Genomic DNA, 18660 nt, shown 5'->3' with positions numbered 1-18660 from the left:
CAACCCAGGCTGGATGAGTGGCGACCCGCTTCGCCCGGGTGCGCCGCGCTTGCGATCGCCACTGGTCTATTTCTCCTCGGTGTCGGAGAACACCCATCGCTTCGTGGAGAAGCTGGGTGTTCCCGCCACACGGATACCGCTGCATGGGCGCATCGAGGTCGACGAGCCGTACGTGCTGATCCTGCCCACCTACGGCGGCGGCCGGGCCACCCCGGACCTCAATGCCGGTGGCTATGTCCCCAAGCAGGTCATCGCATTCCTGAACAACGAGCAGAACCGGTCGTTGATCCGCGGTGTCATCGCCGCGGGCAACAACAACTTCGGTGCCGAATTCGCCTATGCGGGCAACGTGATCTCCCGCAAATGCGGCGTTCCGTACCTCTACCGCTTCGAACTGATGGGAACCCCGGACGACGTGGAAGCCGTCCGCGCGGGCTTGGAAGAATTCTGGAAGGAACAGACGTGCCACCAACCGTCACTGCAGAGCCTGTAACGTCCGGCGCGCACGCGTTGCCCGGTGAGACGGACTACCACGCGCTGAACGCGATGCTGAATCTGTACGACGCGGACGGCAAGATTCAGTTCGACAAGGACGTGTTGGCCGCGCGCGAGTACTTCTTGCAGCACGTCAACCAGAACACCGTCTTCTTCCACAATCAGGACGAGAAGATCGACTACCTGATCCGCGAGAACTATTACGAGCGTGAGGTTCTCGACCAGTACTCGCGCAACTTCGTCAAGTCGCTGCTGGACCGCGCCTACGCCAAGAAGTTCCGCTTCCCGACGTTCCTGGGCGCGTTCAAGTACTACACCTCCTACACGCTGAAGACGTTCGACGGGAAGCGCTACCTGGAGCGCTTCGAGGACCGCGTCGTCATGGTCTCGCTCACCCTTGCGGCCGGTGACACGGCCCTGGCCGAGAAGCTGGTGGACGAGATCATCGACGGCCGGTTTCAGCCGGCCACCCCGACGTTTTTGAACTCGGGCAAGAAGCAGCGCGGCGAGCCGGTGAGCTGCTTTCTGCTGCGCATCGAGGACAACATGGAGTCGATCGGGCGATCGATCAACTCCGCGCTGCAGCTGTCCAAGCGTGGCGGCGGGGTTGCGTTGCTGCTGACCAACATTCGCGAGCACGGCGCGCCGATCAAGAACATCGAGAACCAGTCCTCGGGCGTCATCCCGATCATGAAGTTGCTCGAGGACTCGTTCTCCTACGCCAATCAGCTGGGTGCGCGCCAGGGCGCCGGCGCGGTGTACCTGCATGCGCATCACCCCGACATCTACCGTTTCCTGGACACCAAGCGGGAGAACGCCGACGAGAAGATCCGGATCAAGACGCTCAGCCTCGGCGTGGTGATCCCCGACATCACCTTCGAGCTGGCCAAGAAGAACGAGGACATGTACCTGTTCTCGCCGTACGACGTCGAGCGGGTCTACGGCGTGCCGTTTGCCGACATCTCGGTGACCGAGAAGTACTACGAGATGGTCGACGACGCGCGCATCCGCAAGACGAAGATCAAGGCGCGGGAATTCTTCCAGACGCTGGCCGAGCTGCAGTTCGAGTCCGGTTACCCCTACATCATGTTCGAGGACACGGTGAACCGGGCCAACCCGATCGAGGGCAAGATCACCCACTCGAACCTGTGCTCGGAGATCCTGCAGGTGTCCACGCCGTCTGAGTTCAACGACGATCTGTCGTATTCCAAGGTGGGCAAAGACATTTCGTGCAACCTCGGCTCGCTGAACATCGCCAAGGCGATGGATTCGCCGGACTTCGCGCAGACGATCGAGGTGGCGATCCGAGCGCTGACCGCGGTGAGCGACCAGACGCACATCACGTCGGTGCCGTCGATCGAGCAGGGCAACAACGAGTCTCACGCGATCGGGCTGGGGCAGATGAACCTGCACGGCTACCTCGCCCGGGAGCGGATCTTCTACGGCTCCGAGGAAGGCATCGACTTCACCAACATCTACTTCTACACGGTGCTCTACCACGCGCTGCGGGCGTCGAACCGCATCGCCATCGAACGGGGCACGGCGTTCGGCGGTTTCGAGCGGTCGAAGTACGCCTCGGGCGAGTTCTTCGACAAGTACACCGAGCAGGTGTGGGAGCCGCAGACCGACAAGGTGCGTCAGCTGTTCGCCGACGCGGACATTCGCATCCCCACCCAGGACGACTGGAAGCGGCTGAAGGAGTCGGTGCAGGCGCACGGCATCTACAACCAGAACCTGCAGGCCGTCCCGCCGACAGGGTCGATCTCCTACATCAACCACTCGACCAGCTCGATCCACCCGATCGCCAGCAAGGTGGAGATCCGCAAGGAAGGCAAGATCGGCCGCGTCTATTACCCGGCGCCCTACATGACCAACGACAACCTGGAGTACTTCCAGGACGCCTACGAGATCGGCTACGAGAAGGTCATCGACACCTACGCCGCCGCCACCCAGCACGTCGACCAGGGGCTGAGCCTGACGCTGTTCTTCAAGGACACCGCCACCACCCGCGACGTGAACAAGGCGCAGATCTACGCCTGGCGCAAGGGAATCAAGACGCTCTACTACATCCGGCTGCGGCAGATGGCCTTGGAGGGAACCGAGGTCGAGGGCTGCGTGTCCTGCATGCTCTGACCGCCGGGTCGGGGCTCCGGCCGCCTGGTCTGCCCAGGTCAGGGGCTCGACGGCCGGCCCGGGGGGTATGGTGCATGACGTGGTGAGAATGCCTCGACCCTCCCGACCACCCCACCCCAGCGTCAAGCCGCCCGGGGCGAAGGTCGACGCGCGCAGCGAGCGTTGGCGCGAACACCGCAAGAAGGTGCGCGGCGAGATCGTGGATGCGGCCTTTCGCGCCATCGACCGCCTGGGCCCCGAGCTGAGCGTGCGGGAGATCGCCGAGGAGGCCGGCACGGCCAAGCCGAAGATCTACCGTCATTTCCACGACAAGTCCGACCTGTTCCAGGCCATCGGGGAACGGCTGCGCGACATGCTCTGGGCGGCGATCTTCCCGGCCATCGACCTGAAAACCGACTCGGCGCGTGAGGTGATCCGGCGCGCGGTCGACGAGTACGTCAACCTCGTCGATCTGCACCCCAACGTGCTGCGGGTCTTCATCCAGGGCCGCTCGGCCGCCAGCCCGCAGACCCTCAACGAGGGCCGCGGCATCACGCTGGAGATGGCGGATCTCTTCGACAACGAGCTGCGCGAAATGGAACTCGACCATGCGGCGTTCGAGCTGGCCGCGCACGCGGCCTTCGGCTCGGCCGCCTCGGCCACCGAATGGTGGCTGGGCCCCGACCCGCAAAGCGCGCGGCGCATGCCGCGCGACCAGTTCGTCGCGCACCTGACGACGATCATGGTCGGGGTCATCGTCGGCACCGCGGAGGTGCTCGGCATCGCGATGAACCCGGATCAGCCGGTGCACAGCGTGGTGCCCAGCAACCCCGCGGCCAGCTGAGGTCCTAAGCACGTTGACATCGCCGCAGCGATCGTCGACACTCGTGCCATTCGATACCCTGGGTACCGGGTATTTCTAGCAGGGAGATCGATCCACCGTGACCGACGTTGTGACACACGCCGAACCGACATCCGCACACCAGCCCGTGCACACCCGCGCCATCATCATCGGGACCGGGTTCTCCGGCCTGGGAATGGCGATCCGGCTGCAGCAGCAGGGTGTGGACTTCGTCATTCTGGAAAAGTTCGGCGACGTCGGCGGCACCTGGCGCGACAACAGCTACCCCGGGTGCGCCTGCGACATCCCCTCGCACCTGTACTCGTTCTCGTTCGAGCCCAAGCCCGACTGGCGCAACCCGTTCTCCTACCAGCCCGAGATCTGGGACTACCTCAAGGGCGTCACCGAGAAATACGGCCTGCGCCGCTACATCGAGTTCAATTCGCTTGTCGATCGGGCGCACTGGGACGACGACGAGCAACGCTGGCACGTCTTCACCGAGGACGGCCGCGAATTCGTCGGGCAGTTCCTGATCTCGGGCGCGGGCGCGCTGCACATCCCGTCCCTGCCCGACATCGAGGGGCGCGACGAATTCCGCGGTCCCGCTTTCCATTCCGCGGAGTGGGATCACAGCGTCGACCTGACCGGTAAGCGGGTGGCGATGATCGGCACCGGCGCCAGCGCGATCCAGATCGTGCCGGAGATCGTCGGGCAGGTCGCCGAACTTCAGCTCTACCAACGCACCCCGCCGTGGGTGGTGCCGCGCTCCAACCCCGAGATTCCGGTGGCGCTGCGCCGGGCCATGGCGAACGTCCCCGGCCTGCGGGCAATGACGCGTCTCGCGATCTACTGGGGCCAGGAGGCGCTGGCGATCGGCATGACCAAGCGTCCCAACGCGCTGAAGTTCATCGAGGCCTACGTCAAATACAACATCCGCCGGTCGGTCAAGGACCGCGAACTGCGCCGCAAACTGACCCCGCACTATCGCATCGGTTGTAAGCGAATCCTGAACTCCTCCACGTACTATCGCGCGGTCGCCGACCCGAAGACCGAGCTCATCACCGACCACATCGCGCGGATCACGCCCACCGGGATCGTCACCGCCGACGGCACGGAGCGCGACGTCGACGTGATCGTCTACGGCACCGGGTTCCACGTCACCGACTCCTACACCTACGTGCAGATCAAGGGCCACAACGGTGAGGACCTGGTGGACCGCTGGAACCGGGAGGGCATCGCCGCCCACCGCGGCATCACCGTCGCCGACATGCCCAACCTGTTCTTCCTGCTGGGACCGAACACCGGCCTGGGGCACAACTCGGTGGTGTTCATGATCGAGTCCCAGATCCGCTACGTCGCCAGCGCGATCAAGACCTGCGACAAGCTGGGCGTGCAGGCACTCGCGCCCACGCGCGCCGCCCAGGACGCCTTCAACGACGAGTTGCAGCGCCGGCTGGGACCGTCGGTGTGGAACAGCGGTGGCTGCGCCAGCTGGTACCTCGACGAGCACGGCAAGAACACAGTGCTGTGGGGCGGCTACACCTGGGAGTACTGGCGGGAGACGCGCTCGGTCAAGCCCGAGGAGTACGAGTTCTTCGGCAACGGGTCGGGCGCCAAGCGCGTCGCGGCGGCCGCACAGGGCTGAGCCGCGGTGGTCGCGCGACGACTGCCGGGGAGCGCGTCCAGGGCCTACACTCAGTGAGGAATGTGCGCTTATCAGATCGTTGTGGTCGGCACCGATGGCTCGGAGTCGTCGCTCCGTGCGGTGGAGCGCGCCGCCGCGACGGCCGCGGATCACGGCGCGACATTGATCGTCGCGACGGCGCATCTCCCGGTTCCCGAGGAACGCGGCCGCTACGCCATCCCGCCGGGGAGTGACCACGGTCAGGACTACCGGACGCTGGGACACGCCCCGTTCTACGCGATTTTGCAGAACGCCAGGGAGCGGGCGCACCAGGCCGGGGCCAAGAACGTGGAGGAGAGGGCCATCGTCGGTCCCCCCATCAACGCGCTGGTGCAGCTCGCCGAGGAGGTCGATGCCGACCTGCTGGTTGTCGGCAACGTCGGCCTCAGCAGCGTCGCGGGGCGGCTACTGGGATCGGTCCCGTCAGAAGTCTCCCGCAGGGCCAAGACCGACGTCCTGATCGTCCACACCTCCGGCTGATCGGCGAACCCGTCCGACCGGCTAGGCGCCGGCCGAGGTGGTTGCGGCGCTGCGCCGTTCGCTTGACTCCGACCCCTTCGCGAATGAGCGAAGGCTAAGGCGCACGATGCGATCCAGCACCCGGTCGGACACGACACGGCTGACCCGCGTGAGGATCGCGGCGTCGCGCCCGATGGTGTAGCGGGTCCGGGGGCGAGACGCGGTCGCCGCCTTCACGATCACCTCGGCGGCGTGTTCGGCCGGGACGCCGTCCTCGCCGAACGATCGGGCTTGGGCGGTGACGGCCGCTGCGAGCGCGTCGTAGCGTGCGAGCTGGGCAGGGGACATGTCGGCCATCAGGGCCTCCGCGGTGGCGATTCCCCGCTCGGCCATTTCGGTCTTGACCGCGCCGGGTTCGACGACGACGACCTTGACCCCGAGACCTCCGACCTCGCGGCGCAGGGCGTCGCTGACCGCCTCGAGCGCGAACTTCGAACCGGCGTATGCGCCGTACGTCGGCAAGACGACCTTCCCGCCGACGGAACTTATGTTCACGACGGTGCCCTTGCCGTCCAACAGGGCCGGCAGCAGCGCCTGAGTCATCGCGATGTGTCCGAACAGGTTGACCTCGAACTGCTTGCGCCACTGCGCAATCGGCAGCGTCTCGACCGGCGCGTTGATCGCGATCCCGGCGTTGTTGACCAGCGCGCGAAGGGGGCGGCGCAGTGGATCATTCGCGACACGATCGGCCATCGCGACGACGTCCGACTCGACGGTGATGTCCAAGATGTGCGGTTCGATGCGCTCGGCCCGCAGCGCGTCCGCGTCGACGTCGCGACGCACACCGGCGAGCACATGAAAACCATTGCGGGCCAACAATCTCGCGGTAGCGGCACCCATGCCGGTGGATGCGCCGGTCACGACGATCAGCTGATTGCGGTCGGTGGAATGCGGGGAAGTCATCACGGTCTCCATTCGGCATCCGAGCCTTTGAGTTGACACTGTCAACTGAACCTAACTGGTTCAGTTGACAGTGTCAACTGAAGTCTCCGCTTATGCTCGGCGGATGGCGACACGAGCGGAGACGGCTGCGGCAACGCGCCGCTCGCTGCTCGAGGCGGCCGGCGCGCTTCTCGACCTCGGCGGCGTCGAGGCCGTCACGTTGCGCGAGGTAGGCGCCCGGGCCGGGGTTTCCCGCTCGGCGGCGTATCGCCACTTCGCCGACAAGGAATCGCTGCTTGCGGTCCTGGCCACTGACGCCCTGAGCGAATTGGGTGACTTGCTACAGGCATTGGTCGATAGCGACGATCCGCCCGAGGAGTCCCTGCGCTCGGGTCTGCTCGCGCTGATCGAGTTGGGCCGCGCGCGACCGCATCTGTACCGGCTGATGTTCACCCCGCCGCCGGGAGATCCGACGGAGGCGATGCGGGTGGCCGAACGCGCGCAGGATCTGTTTCTCGACATCATTGGCCGGATCACGGGTCCTGAGCACGCCCGGCGTTATGGGGCGTTGCTCTTGACCAGTGCCCACGGGATCACGGGATTGGATTTGAGCGGTCACATGGACTTGGACAAGTGGCACACCAACGCCGAAGAGCTTGTGGACACACTCATCTCGGTGCTGCCGAAAGCCGAGTAGCTCAGCGGCGCAGCAGGCTGGCGAAAGCTTGCGCGGCGGCGTCGACGCCGGCGTCGTCGTCGGTGGCGGCGAGATCGAGCAGCAGGCCGCGGATCACGGCGAGCCCGAGCCGGGCCAGCGCGGGGTCCGAATCGCCGTCCAGCGCCCCGATTTCCGTGAGCCACCCGTCGACCGCGCCGGGAACCATTCGGTCGAATGGTCTTTCGCCCTGGGCGGCGCGGGCATAGCACTCGAAGAAGAGGCGTTCGGCTTGGCGAAGCTCGGGTCGGCGGACGTCGGCCCACATGGCGGCGAAGCCCTCGGCCGGTGTCCGGGGTAGGTCGGCCAGGGCGCCCATCTGGCGGCGCTCCACTTCCTCGACGACAGCCAACAGCATGTCCTCGCGAGACCCGAAGTGGTGCAGCAGCATTCGATGGCTGGTGCCCACCGCGGCGGCTACGTCCCGCAACGATCGGTCGCCCACGCCGCCCGCCGCGAACTCGGTGACGAGTGCGTCGAGCAGCTGCCGGCGCCGTTCGGAATCTTCAGTGCGCGCCATCGGCGCGGCTGAGTTGCTCAGACCGGGCCTTGAGTCCTTGCGCCTCCAATTTGAGGAATCGCTTGGTCTTGGTGGTCATCAGCCGTCCGACCAGTGCGCCGAGCACACCGCGCTGATCCAGTTGCTGACGTACCAGGGTGCGGCCGCCGGGCAGCGCGGTGACATCGTGCCGGGCGCTCACCAGCACACCGGGGGAGCGCTGGACCCACGTCCACGATGAGCCCGGGTGGATCTCGGTGACCTTCCAGATCAGCTTCGCCATGCCGGGCTGCTTGATCGCGAAGCGTCTGCCGACTGCGAGCGCGGGCCCGTCCCGGCCGACCAGCGACGTCACGGAGGCGGTCCATTCGGGCCAGCGCTGGACGTCGCTGAAGACATCCCACACCCGCTGCGGTGGCGCGTCGATCTCAATGCTGTCTTCGGTAAGCATGTACCAAATGGTACATCGAGACCGGCCGCTTGGGTAGCGTCTCCTCGCATGGCCCGGCAATCGCGCAATACTTGAGGAAGTGACATCGAACGCGGCGCCCGGGCACGACACGCAAAACACAACTTCTTGTGTTCCACCCCGTTGTCGTACCCCAGGGGTAGTGTTTGGAGCCTGACGTCCCTCAGGCAAAACGGCGTGTGAAGTGGGGTTCTGGTGACCGAAAACATGAAGCTGATTGACCGCGTTTCGGCGATCAACTGGAACCGGCTGCAGGACGAGAAGGACGCCGAGGTCTGGGACCGGCTGACCGGAAACTTCTGGTTGCCCGAGAAGGTGCCGGTGTCCAACGACCTGCCGTCGTGGGCGACGCTGACGGCCGGCGAGAAGCAACTGACCATGCGGGTGTTCACCGGGTTGACGCTGCTGGACACCATCCAGGGCACCGTCGGGGCGGTCAGCCTCATCCCCGACGCGCTGACCCCGCACGAGGAGGCCGTCTACACCAACATCGCCTTCATGGAGTCGGTGCACGCCCGCAGCTACAGCAACATCTTTTCCACGCTGTGCTCGACCGCCGAGATCGATGACGCGTTCCGCTGGTCGGAGGAGAACCCCAACCTGCAGCGCAAGGCCGAGATCGTCATGCAGTACTACAAGGGCGACGAGCCGCTCAAGCGCAAGGTGGCCTCGACGCTGCTCGAAAGCTTCCTGTTCTACTCCGGCTTCTACCTGCCGATGTACTGGTCGAGCCGGGCCAAGCTGACCAACACCGCCGACATGATCCGGCTGATCATCCGCGACGAGGCCGTGCACGGCTACTACATCGGCTACAAGTACCAGCGTGGGCTGGCGCTGGTCGACGAGGCCAAGCGGGCCGAGCTCAAGGACTACACCTACGAGCTGCTGTTCGAGCTCTACGACAACGAGGTTGAGTACACCCAGGACCTCTACGACGAGGTGGGGCTGACCGAGGACGTCAAGAAGTTCCTGCGCTACAACGCCAACAAGGCGCTGATGAACCTGGGCTACGAGGCGTTGTTCCCGCGGGACGAGACCGACGTGAACCCGGCGATCCTGTCGGCGCTGTCGCCCAACGCCGACGAGAACCACGACTTCTTCTCCGGGTCGGGCTCGTCCTACGTGATCGGCAAGGCCGTCGTCACCGAGGACGAGGACTGGGACTTCTAGAAGATTGAGAATCGGGCCGGCCGCACCGTCGGGGGGGAGGGACTGGGGCCGGCCCGATCTACTGTTCAGACACCGGCTGGGCCGATTTTCTTCCCGCCACGTTCTTCGCGCTGCCCGCGGGTGGCGGCACCCACGCCTGCAGAACCTTGCGGCCGATCAGCTGGCAGCCATGGGTGTGCGCCAATTGCTTTGCGGCCCTGGTGAATTCCTGATTGCTGACCACGATGCTCCGCGCGCACCCATGGTGGCGGGCGCCGGAAACCACCTGCTGGACGGCCGCGACACCCACCGATTTGCCGTAGCGCTTGCACTGGACCGCCACCGAGTGGCCGTCCTGTTCGGCGATCAGGTCGACGCCGTAGTCCCCGACCGGCGGGGTCAAGGTCACCCGCCAGCCCGCCCGACGCAGGCGGGCGGCCACGTAGCCCTCGAACTCGACGCCGTCCATGGCGTCGATCGCCCGCAGGGTGGCGTCGGCGCGCCCGCCGCGCGGCCATCGGCGCTTGGTTGACCAGCCGACGAGCGCCTCGAGCAGCACCATCAGGTAGAAGGCCTGGAACCCCATCCCGGGACTGTGCTCGACCACGCCGACGAACAGCCCGCAGGCGAGTGGAAGCACGACGAGTGCGGTGAGCACGACTCGATCGTAGGGAGGGCCGCCGACAAAACCTGGTCTTGAACCGCAGGCGCCGTGCCCGACGTGCAGATGTTCGGGCCATGAACGGCTTGTGAATAGTGGGGATCCCGGGACGGCTCGCTAGCGCCGGTGCTGCCCCTGCCCGACACTGTTCTGGTGACGAAACCCGCCTCCGCTGAGAAGGATCACCGCCACCACTTCTGCCGTTCAGTCATTCGCTGGCTGCAGGTCGGCTACCCGAACGGCGTTCCCGGCCCGGACCGCGTGCCACTGATGGCCCTGCTCCGCAGCACACCGCTCACCGAAGACCAGATTCGCGAGGTGGTGCGCCACATCACCGCCAAGGAAGGGTCACCGGAGACGATCGATCATCCGATCGATCGCGACGAGATCGCCGAATTCATCTCGGACATGACGCAGTTCGACGCCGGCAAGGAAAATGTCATCCGGGTGGCCGCCACGTTGGCCGCCGCCGGATGGCCGCTGGCCGGCATCGACGTCAGCGAGGTCGTTCCCGACGACGAGCACGCTGAGGCGGCCGAGGTCATCGCCCGTGACTGCGCACCCGGCACGCCGTCAGAGGTCGCGTCATAGCTTCGAGATGTCGATGACGAAGCGGTAGCGAACGTCGCTCGCCAGCACGCGCTCGTACGCCTCGTTGATGTAATCCGGCTCGATCAGCTCGATTTCGGGCGTCACATCGTGTTCGGCGCAGAAGTCCAGCATCTCCTGGGTTTCGGCGATCCCGCCGATGTTCGACCCGGAGAGGCTGCGGCGCGCCAACGCGAGTGCGAACGCCGGCACCTCCATGGGGTGTTCGGGGATGCCGAGTTCGACGAGGGTGCCGTCGACGCCGAGCAGCTTCAGATAGTCGGCCAGGTTCAGGTTGGCCGAGACGGTGTTGAGGATCAGGTCGAAGCTGCCGCGCAACTTACGGAACGTTTCGCGATCGGCGGTGGCGTAGTACTCGCTGGCGCCCAGGCGCAGCCCGTCCTCCATCTTCTTCAGCGACTGCGACAACACGGTCACGTGGGCGCCCATCGCGGCCCCCAGTTTGACGCCCATGTGTCCCAGCCCGCCCAGGCCGATGATCGCCAGCCGGGTGCCCTCGCCGGCCTTCCAGTGGCGCAGCGGCGAGAACAGCGTGATGCCGGCGCACAGCAGCGGCGCCGCCTTGTCCAGCGGCAGAGAGTCGGGGATGTGCAGGACGTAGTTTTCGTCGACGACGATCGCCTGGCTGTAGCCGCCCTGCGTGACGGTGCCGTCCCGGTCGATGGCGTTGTAGGTGCCGATCATGCCCCGTTCGCAGTACTGCTCGAGCCCGGCCCGGCAGCTGCGGCATTCGCGGCACGAGCCCACCATGCAGCCCACGCCGACGCGGTCGCCGACCTTGTGCTTGGTGACTTCGGGGCCGACGGCGGTCACTACGCCGGCGATCTCGTGGCCGACGACCAGCGGGTAGTGCGGCTCGCCCCACTCGCCCCTGACGGTGTGGATGTCCGAGTGGCAGATGCCGGCGAATTTGATGTCTATCGCCACGTCGTGCGGGCCGGGGTCGCGGCGGGTGATGGTGGTCTTGGTCAACGGTTCGGTTGCCGACGCGGCGGCGTAAGCCGAAACAGTGCTCATTGCTATCCCTCTTCGATTTCGATGCGTCCTGAAGAAGTTTAGCTAAGGTAATATTTTGCGGCCACTTGGCGGTGGCCCCTAGTTGATCGGGGCGTTCACCAGCCGCAGGTCGTCGACGATGCCGCGGGCGGCGATCAGGCCCTCGCCGGTCTGCCAGACCTCGTCGTTGACGACGTAGACGCGGTTGTCGTGATTGGCGGACAGCTTGCGCCATGGATTGCTGTCCAGCACGGTGGCGGCGCGCTGGGCGGCCGCCGGTGACGCACACGACACGTAGACGACGTCGGCGTCGGCGGCGGACAGGTCCGGGTTCTTGGCCAGGTCGTCATCGGTGGCGCCGATCTCGATGTACGGCTTGTCGGTGAACCGTTGGGCGGCCGGCCGGTCGACCCCGACCGCGCCGAGGACGCTGGCCGGGAAGTTGTTGGTGCCGTAGACGCGGATCTTGTCGGTGGTCAGCTGCACGACGGACGCCTGGAAATGGGAGGCGTCATGCCTGGCGCCGATGTCGCTCGCCCGCTGCGAAAAGCCGTTGAGCAGCGCGTCCACCGCGCCGCCGCGCGACGTCGCGCCGCCCACGCCACGCAGGTTGTCCTGCCACGCGGCGCCGGGCGCCGCGGTGAACACCGTGGGGGCGATCGCGGCGAGCTGCGGATACAACTTGGGCGTCAACCCCTGCGATCCCAGGATGAGGTCGGGGTGTTGTGCCGCGATCCCGGCGAGGTCCGGATTGCTGCGGGTCCCGACGCCGGGCACGCCGCGCACCGCGGCGCCCAGGTAGGCGGGCTGGCTCGGGGAGCCGTCCGGCAGGGCGGCGGCGACCACCCGCGACTGCAGGCCGAGCGCACACAGGGCGTCCAGCTGGTCGCCGGAGAGCACCACGATGCGCTGCGGCTCCGCCGGGACCTGCACCACGTCCGGTGTGACGCCGGCCGCGTTGTGGGCCTGTCGCGTCTTCGGCCCGGGATCCGCCGCGGCGGCGTCCCGCGCGCACGAATCGTCCGGCCGGCGGTCGTTGCCGAGCACCCCGGCGCCGGCGATCTGCGTGGTGGGGGTGACCAGGGCGGGGGTCGTCGCCGAGGTGGCGGGCTTGCCGGATCCGCAGCCGCCGCACGTGACGGCGACCGCCGTCGCCAGCGCGGCGACCGACGGCAGGAAAGCGGTTCTGGTCACGCCGAAAAGCACGCGTCAGACGCTAACATCCGCGGGCTCCGCGCCCGCCAGGCCGAAACGACACGCCGCACCGCCGAGCTGTTTACGACAGTTTGTAGGACCAGCCCTGACGTCGGCATGATCGACGGTTAAGATTCGTGTCAGCTCTGTTTTTTGGGCCCCTGTCCTAACTGTTTGGAGAAGCTGTTGACAGCCGAAGCGCCCCCCTTGGGAGAACTCGAGGCCGTTCGCCCGTACCCGGACCGGACCGGTCCCAAAGGGAACCTCGTCTACAAACTGATCACGACCACCGATCACAAGATGATCGGCATCATGTACACGGTCACCTGCTTCGTCTTCTTCTTCATCGGCGGACTGATGGCCCTGTTGATGCGCACCGAGCTGGCCGCTCCGGGGCTGCAGTTCCTGTCCAATGAGCAGTACAACCAGCTGTTCACCATGCACGGCACGATCATGCTGCTGCTGTATGCGACGCCGGTCGTGTTCGGGTTCGCCAACCTGGTCCTGCCGCTGCAGATCGGCGCGCCCGACGTGGCGTTCCCGCGGCTGAACGCCTTCTCGTTCTGGCTCTTCCTCTTCGGCGGTCTGACCGCGTCGGCCGGCTTCATCGTCCCCGGTGGCGCGGCCGACTTCGGCTGGACGGCCTACACGCCGCTCTCCGACGCCGTCCACTCTCCGGGCGCCGGCGGCGACCTGTGGATCACCGGCCTGATCGTCGCCGGTCTGGGCACCATCCTGGGCGCGGTCAACATGATCACCACCGTGGTGTGCATGCGCGCGCCCGGTATGACGATGTTCCGGATGCCGATCTTCACCTGGAACATCATGGTGACGTCGATCCTGATCCTGATCGCGTTCCCGATCCTGACCGCCGCGCTGTTCGGGCTGGCCGCCGATCGACATCTGGGGGCCCACGTCTACGACGCGGCCAACGGCGGGGTCCTGCTGTGGCAGCACCTGTTCTGGTTCTTCGGCCATCCCGAGGTGTACATCATCGCGCTGCCGTTCTTCGGGATCATCACCGAGATCATCCCGGTGTTCTCGCGCAAGCCCGTCTTCGGCTACACCACGTTGGTTTACGCGACGCTCTCGATCGCGGCGCTGTCGGTCGCGGTGTGGGCGCACCACATGTTCGCCACCGGAGCCGTTCTGCTGCCGTTCTTTTCGTTCATGACGTATCTGATCGCGGTGCCGACCGGGATCAAGTTCTTCAACTGGATCGGCACGATGTGGAAGGGGCAGATCACCTTCGAGACCCCGATGCTGTTCTCGGTGGGCTTCCTGGTGACCTTCCTGCTGGGCGGCCTGACCGGCGTCATGCTGGCCAGCCCTCCGCTGGACTTCCACGTCACCGACACCTACTTCGTTGTCGCGCACTTCCACTACGTGCTGTTCGGCACGATCGTGTTCGCCACGTTCGCCGGCGTTTACTTCTGGTTCCCGAAGATGACCGGCCGACTGCTCGACGAGCGGCTGGGCAAGCTGCACTTCTGGTTGACGTTCATCGGCTTCCACACCACGTTCCTGGTGCAGCACTGGCTGGGTGACATGGGTATGCCGCGTCGCTACGCCGACTACCTGCCCTCGGACGGCTTCCAGCCGTACAACATCGTCTCGACGGTCGGTGCGTTCATCCTGGGCGCGTCGATGTTCCCGTTCGTCTGGAACGTCTTCAAGAGCTGGCGCTACGGCGAGGTCGTGACCGTCGACGACCCGTGGGGTTACGGCAACTCCCTGGAGTGGGCGACCAGCTGCCCGCCGCCTCGGCACAACTTCACCGAGTTGCCCCGAATCCGTTCGGAGCGCCCGGCTTTCGAGCTGCACTACCCGCACATGGTGGAGCGGCTGCGCGCCGAGGCGCACGTGGGACGCCACGCCACGGCGCTGGAATCCCCGAAGGGGTTCGGTCCGCGGACCGAAGCCGATCGCTCGACTCCTGACCAGTAGCGGCGGTAGCCGCAGGTGAATGCACCACCGAAGGTGTCGGTGCTGATCACCGTCACCGGAGTGGATCAACCGGGCGTCACGTCGGCCCTGTTTGAGGCGCTCTCCCGGCACGGCGTCGAGCTGCTCAACGTCGAACAGGTGGTGATTCGGCATCGCCTGACCCTGGGCGTGCTGGTGTGCTGTCCGGCCGACGTCGCCGACGGCCCCGACCTGCGCAGTGACGTCGAGTCGGCCATCCGCGGGGTGGGCCTTGACGTCAGCATCGAGCGCAGTGACGACGTGCCGATCATCCGGGACCCCTCGACCCACACCATCTTCGTGCTGGGCCGGCCCATCACCGCCGGCGCGTTCGGCGCGGTGGCCCGGGCGGTGGCCGGCCTGGGGGTGAACATCGACCTCATCCGCGGTGTCTCCGACTACCCGGTGACCGGCCTCGAGCTGCGGGTCTCGGTGCCGCCGGGATCCGACGCCGCGCTGCGGACGACGCTGAACCAGGTGTCGGCCGAGGAGCGGGTGGACGTGGCGGTCGAGGATTACACCCTGGAGCGGCGGGCCAAGCGGCTGATCGTGTTCGACGTGGACTCGACGCTGGTGCAGGGCGAGGTCATCGAGATGCTGGCCGCCCGCGCGGGCGCCGAGGGCAAGGTCGCCGCCATCACCGAGGCGGCCATGCGGGGGGAGCTGGACTTCGCGCAGTCGCTCGAACAGCGAGTGGCAACCCTGGCGGGCCTGCCCGCCAGCGTGATCGACGAGGTCGCCGAGCAACTGGAGCTGATGCCCGGCGCCCGGACCACGCTGCGGACGTTGCGGCGCTTGGGTTTTCACTGCGGTGTGGTTTCCGGTGGCTTCCGGGGGATCATCGAGCCGTTGGCCGAGGAGCTGATGCTGGACTACGTGGCCGCCAACGAGCTGGAGATCGTCGACGGCAAGCTCACCGGGCGGGTCGTCGGACCGATCGTCGACCGCGCCGGCAAGGCTACGGCGTTGCGCGACTTCGCGGAGCGGGCCGGGGTGCCGATGGCGCAGACGGTAGCCGTGGGCGACGGCGCCAACGACATCGACATGCTGGCCGCGGCCGGGCTGGGTGTGGCGTTCAACGCCAAGCCGGCACTGCGTGAGGTGGCCGACGCCTCGCTGAGCCACCCCTACCTTGACACGGTGCTGTTTCTGCTGGGCGTGACGCGCGGCGAAATCGAGGCCGCCGATGCGGTGACGGGCGAGGTCCGCCGGGTGGAGATCCCGCCCGAGGCGTAGCGGTCGCATCAAACTCGGCGTCGCCGCGAGCAGTCAGAAAATCGCATGATCTCAGCCACTTTCGTGCGATTTTCCGTCTGGCCGCCGGAGCGGCGACCCGGCAGGTGTCGGACGGCCGCGGTACGGCACGATGAGCGAGTGCCCGAAAACGGAAGCCGGGAGGTGAAATCCGAGGATTCGCAAGAATCCGAGGGTGGAGCCGACCAAACGATCGAGGCAGCCGACCCCGATCTGCTGATCGATTTCAGGAATGTGTCGCTGCGCCGCGGCGGTCACAGCCTCGTCGGACCGGTGGATTGGGCGGTCGAGCTCGACGAGCGCTGGGTCATCGTGGGCCCCAACGGGGCCGGCAAGACGTCGCTGCTGCGGATCGCGGCCGCGGCCGAGCACCCGTCGTCGGGAGTCGCCTTCGTGCTCGGCGAGCGGCTGGGCCGGGTGGACGTGTCGGAGCTGCGCTCCCGGATCGGCCTCAGCTCCTCGGCCCTGGCGCAGCGAGTGCCCACCGACGAGGTAGTGCGCGACCTGGTCGTCTCAGCCGGTTACGCGGTGCTGGGCCGGTGGCGCGAGCGTTACGAGGACGTCGACTACCGCCGGGCCGTCGACATGCTGGAGAGCCTGGGCGCCGAGCACCTCGCGGACCGTAGCTACGGAACATTGTCTGAGGGCGAGCGCAAGCGGGTATTGATCGCCCGCGCGCTGATGACCGACCCGGAGCTGTTGTTGCTCGACGAACCCGCCGCCGGGCTGGACCTGGGTGGCCGCGAGGAGCTGGTGGCGCGGCTGGCCGACCTGGCGGCCGATCCCGAGGCCCCGGCTCTGGTGCTGGTCACCCACCACGTCGAGGAGATCCCGCCCGGCTTCAGCCACTGCATGCTGCTGTCCGAGGGAAGGGTGGTCGCGGCCGGGTTGCTGACCGACGTGCTCACCGCCGAGAACCTGTCCACCGCCTTCGGCCAGTCGATCGCGCTCGACGTCGCCGACGGCCGCTATTTCGCCCGCCGCGTCCGCTCCCGCGCAGCCCACCGGAGGCCGCTATGACGTCACCGACCGAAGAGGCCCCGCTCGTCCCGAGGCCGGCGGCGACCGTGATGCTGATCCGCGACGATCCGGACGGATTGGAAACCGGGCTAGCCGTCTTCCTGATGCGCCGCCACGCCAAGATGGAGTTCGCCGCGGGCACGATGGTGTTCCCCGGCGGCGGCGTCGACGATCGCGACCGCAACGCCGATATCGCCTGGGCCGGCCCACCGCCGCAGTGGTGGGCGGAGCGCTTCGGCATCGAACCCGACCTGGCCGAGGCGCTGGTGTGCGCCGCTGCCCGGGAGACTTTCGAGGAGTCGGGGGTGCTGTTCGCCGGGCCGGCGGGCGACCCGGATGGGATCGTGGGCGACGCCTCGGTGTACGCCGACGCCCGCCGCGAACTCGCCGACGGGACGCTGTCGTTCGCGGACTTCCTGCGCCGCGAGAACCTGGAGCTGCGCTCGGACCTGCTGCGGCCGTGGGCCAACTGGGTCACCCCCGAAGCCGAGCGCACCCGCCGGTACGACACCTACTTCTTCGTCGGGGCCCTGCCGGCCGGGCAGCGCGCCGACGGCGAGAACACCGAATCCGATCGGGCCGGCTGGACGACGCCCCAGGCCGCCATCGAGGACTTCTCCGCCGGGCGCTGTTTCCTGCTGCCGCCGACGTGGACCCAGCTGGATTCGCTGGCGGGCCGGACCGTCGCGGAAGTGCTGGCGGTCGAACGGCAGATCGTCACGGTGCAGCCGCACCTGGAGATTCAGGGCGACAACTGGGTGTTCGAGTTCTTCGACTCCGACCGCTACCACCAGGCGCGCGAGGCCGGCGGGATGGGATGGCGGCATTGAGCGAGTTCGTCAGCACCGTGGTCAGCGACGGCTCCCGGGACGCCGGCCTGGCCATGCTGCTGCTGTCGCGGCCGCCGACGAACGCCATGACCCGCCAGGTTTACCGGGAGATCGTGGCCGCGGCAGGCGAGCTGGGGGAGCGTGACGACGTGGCCGCCGTAATCCTGTTCGGCGGCCACGAGATATTTTCCGCCGGCGACGACATGCCCGAGCTGCGGACGCTGAGCGCGCCGGAGGCCGAGACGGCGGCCCGGGCGCGGCAGCGGGCCATCGACGCCGTGGCGGCCATCCCCAAGCCGACCGTGGCCGCGATCACGGGCTACGCGCTGGGCGCCGGGCTCACCCTGGCGCTGGCCGCGGATTGGCGCGTCAGCGGCGACAACGTGAAGTTCGGCGCCACCGAGATCCTGGCCGGCCTCATTCCGGGCGGCGACGGCATGGCGCGCCTGACCCGCGCGGCGGGGGCGAGCCGGGCCAAGGAGCTGGTGTTCAGCGGCCGGTTCTTCGATGCCGAGGAGGCGCTGACGCTGGGCCTGATCGACGAGATGGTGGCCCCCGATGACGTCTACGACGCCGCCGCGGGGTGGGCTCGCCGCTTCCTCGACGGCCCGCGAGACGCGCTGGCCGCGGCGAAAGCGGGCATCAACGACGTGTTCGAGCTGGGTCCGGCCGACCGGGTCGCCGCCGAGCGGCGACGCTACGTCGACGTGTTCGCCGCTGGTCAGACCGGTGGCGAGGACTCCGAACCCGGGGCCCGTTAGGCTGC

General features: G+C 67.2%; 19 protein-coding genes. 13 read left to right on the top strand and 6 right to left on the bottom strand.

Going from position 1 to position 18660, the window contains the following annotated elements; all coding sequences use genetic code 11:
* Nucleotides 1-49 precede the first annotated feature (49 nt).
* The 5 genes from nrdI to A5704_RS18720 all read left to right on the top strand — a co-directional run bounded on the left by nrdI (nt 50) and on the right by A5704_RS18720 (nt 5612).
* Entirely contained in the window at nt 50-493 is a 444-nt protein-coding gene (gene nrdI / locus A5704_RS18740) for a class Ib ribonucleoside-diphosphate reductase assembly flavoprotein NrdI (protein ID WP_231969176.1), read from the top strand.
* Nucleotides 463-2628 (top strand): class 1b ribonucleoside-diphosphate reductase subunit alpha, encoded by a 2166-nt coding sequence (gene nrdE / locus A5704_RS18735; RefSeq protein ID WP_067756580.1) that lies wholly within the window; start codon nt 463-465, stop codon nt 2626-2628. Before nrdI ends, nrdE begins: the two co-directional genes overlap by 31 nt.
* A gap of 79 nt (nt 2629-2707) precedes the next feature.
* Entirely contained in the window at nt 2708-3451 is a 744-nt protein-coding gene (locus A5704_RS18730; RefSeq protein WP_156737701.1) for a TetR/AcrR family transcriptional regulator, read from the top strand.
* A 97-nt stretch (nt 3452-3548) separates the two neighbouring features.
* The gene (locus A5704_RS18725; protein WP_067756577.1) at nt 3549-5093 is read left to right on the top strand and encodes an NAD(P)/FAD-dependent oxidoreductase; all 1545 of its coding nucleotides are present in this window, start codon (nt 3549-3551) and stop codon (nt 5091-5093) included.
* Between the two features lie 60 nt (nt 5094-5153).
* Nucleotides 5154-5612, top strand: coding sequence for a universal stress protein (locus tag A5704_RS18720; RefSeq protein WP_067756574.1), 459 nt, complete (start codon nt 5154-5156; stop codon nt 5610-5612).
* A 21-nt stretch (nt 5613-5633) separates the two neighbouring features.
* On the opposite strand, the gene A5704_RS18715 is transcribed toward A5704_RS18720, so the two are convergent.
* Nucleotides 5634-6554 carry an SDR family NAD(P)-dependent oxidoreductase gene (locus tag A5704_RS18715; RefSeq protein WP_067756633.1) on the bottom strand — a complete coding sequence of 307 codons (921 nt, stop codon included), beginning with the start codon at nt 6552-6554 and terminating at the stop codon, nt 5634-5636.
* Nucleotides 6555-6657: 103 nt separating this feature from the next.
* Between A5704_RS18715 and A5704_RS18710 the strand changes: the two genes are divergently transcribed.
* Entirely contained in the window at nt 6658-7230 is a 573-nt protein-coding gene (locus A5704_RS18710) for a TetR/AcrR family transcriptional regulator (RefSeq protein WP_067756571.1), read from the top strand.
* A gap of 1 nt (nt 7231) precedes the next feature.
* Here A5704_RS18710 and A5704_RS18705 read toward each other — a convergent pair whose 3' ends face one another.
* Nucleotides 7232-7768, bottom strand: coding sequence for a TetR/AcrR family transcriptional regulator (locus A5704_RS18705; RefSeq protein WP_067756561.1), 537 nt, complete (start codon nt 7766-7768; stop codon nt 7232-7234).
* Nucleotides 7755-8198 carry an SRPBCC family protein gene (locus A5704_RS18700; protein WP_067756558.1) on the bottom strand — a complete coding sequence of 148 codons (444 nt, stop codon included), beginning with the start codon at nt 8196-8198 and terminating at the stop codon, nt 7755-7757. Before A5704_RS18700 ends, A5704_RS18705 begins: the two co-directional genes overlap by 14 nt.
* A gap of 213 nt (nt 8199-8411) precedes the next feature.
* On the opposite strand from A5704_RS18700, the gene nrdF reads away from it, so the two are divergent.
* Entirely contained in the window at nt 8412-9386 is a 975-nt protein-coding gene (gene nrdF, locus A5704_RS18695; RefSeq protein WP_197501105.1) for a class 1b ribonucleoside-diphosphate reductase subunit beta, read from the top strand.
* Nucleotides 9387-9444: 58 nt separating this feature from the next.
* On the opposite strand, the gene A5704_RS18690 is transcribed toward nrdF, so the two are convergent.
* Nucleotides 9445-10023, bottom strand: coding sequence for a restriction endonuclease (locus tag A5704_RS18690; RefSeq protein WP_067890407.1), 579 nt, complete (start codon nt 10021-10023; stop codon nt 9445-9447).
* A 156-nt stretch (nt 10024-10179) separates the two neighbouring features.
* On the opposite strand from A5704_RS18690, the gene A5704_RS18685 reads away from it, so the two are divergent.
* Nucleotides 10180-10617, top strand: a complete 438-nt coding sequence (locus A5704_RS18685) for a DUF3349 domain-containing protein (RefSeq protein ID WP_067751288.1) — start codon at nt 10180-10182, stop codon at nt 10615-10617.
* Here the strand turns inward: A5704_RS18685 and A5704_RS18680 are convergent.
* Both A5704_RS18680 and A5704_RS18675 read right to left on the bottom strand, forming a co-directional pair.
* On the bottom strand, nt 10612-11652 hold the full coding sequence (locus tag A5704_RS18680) for an NAD(P)-dependent alcohol dehydrogenase (protein ID WP_067751216.1): 1041 nt from the start codon (nt 11650-11652) through the stop codon (nt 10612-10614). The genes A5704_RS18685 and A5704_RS18680 overlap by 6 nt on opposite strands.
* Before the next feature lie 78 nt (nt 11653-11730).
* On the bottom strand, nt 11731-12807 hold the full coding sequence (locus A5704_RS18675) for an iron-siderophore ABC transporter substrate-binding protein (protein WP_197499118.1): 1077 nt from the start codon (nt 12805-12807) through the stop codon (nt 11731-11733).
* A gap of 204 nt (nt 12808-13011) precedes the next feature.
* Between A5704_RS18675 and ctaD the strand changes: the two genes are divergently transcribed.
* From ctaD to A5704_RS18650, 5 genes are all read left to right on the top strand, one after another.
* A complete protein-coding gene (ctaD, locus tag A5704_RS18670; protein WP_067751283.1) occupies nt 13012-14772 on the top strand; it encodes a cytochrome c oxidase subunit I in 1761 nt (586 codons plus the stop codon).
* A gap of 15 nt (nt 14773-14787) precedes the next feature.
* Complete coding sequence (gene serB, locus A5704_RS18665) at nt 14788-16026, top strand: phosphoserine phosphatase SerB (RefSeq protein WP_067751206.1); 1239 nt, start codon at nt 14788-14790, stop codon at nt 16024-16026.
* 162 nt (nt 16027-16188) lie between these two features.
* Nucleotides 16189-17064 (top strand): ABC transporter ATP-binding protein, encoded by an 876-nt coding sequence (locus tag A5704_RS18660; RefSeq protein ID WP_369807400.1) that lies wholly within the window; start codon nt 16189-16191, stop codon nt 17062-17064.
* Entirely contained in the window at nt 17061-17894 is an 834-nt protein-coding gene (locus A5704_RS18655) for an NUDIX hydrolase (protein WP_067751202.1), read from the top strand. The genes A5704_RS18660 and A5704_RS18655 overlap by 4 nt, the downstream gene beginning before the upstream one ends.
* Nucleotides 17891-18655, top strand: a complete 765-nt coding sequence (locus tag A5704_RS18650; protein ID WP_156669996.1) for an enoyl-CoA hydratase — start codon at nt 17891-17893, stop codon at nt 18653-18655. Before A5704_RS18655 ends, A5704_RS18650 begins: the two co-directional genes overlap by 4 nt.
* Nucleotides 18656-18660: the final 5 nt, after the last annotated feature.

The organism is Mycobacterium sp. E735, assembly GCF_001666955.1.
Classification (GTDB): Bacteria; Actinomycetota; Actinomycetes; order Mycobacteriales; family Mycobacteriaceae; genus Mycobacterium.
Note: the sequence above shows the minus strand (reverse complement) of the source record. Positions and strands in the feature narration are given on the sequence as shown.

Coding starts and splice junctions, on each gene's coding strand:
- A5704_RS18720 (WP_067756574.1), top strand. CDS start 5,154: ATGTGCGCTTATCAGATCGTTGTGGTCGGCACCGATGGCTCGGAGTCG.
- A5704_RS18715 (WP_067756633.1), bottom strand. CDS start 6,554: ATGACTTCCCCGCATTCCACCGACCGCAATCAGCTGATCGTCGTGACC.
- A5704_RS18710 (WP_067756571.1), top strand. CDS start 6,658: ATGGCGACACGAGCGGAGACGGCTGCGGCAACGCGCCGCTCGCTGCTC.
- A5704_RS18705 (WP_067756561.1), bottom strand. CDS start 7,768: ATGGCGCGCACTGAAGATTCCGAACGGCGCCGGCAGCTGCTCGACGCA.
- A5704_RS18700 (WP_067756558.1), bottom strand. CDS start 8,198: ATGCTTACCGAAGACAGCATTGAGATCGACGCGCCACCGCAGCGGGTG.
- A5704_RS18680 (WP_067751216.1), bottom strand. CDS start 11,652: ATGAGCACTGTTTCGGCTTACGCCGCCGCGTCGGCAACCGAACCGTTG.
- A5704_RS18655 (WP_067751202.1), top strand. CDS start 17,061: ATGACGTCACCGACCGAAGAGGCCCCGCTCGTCCCGAGGCCGGCGGCG.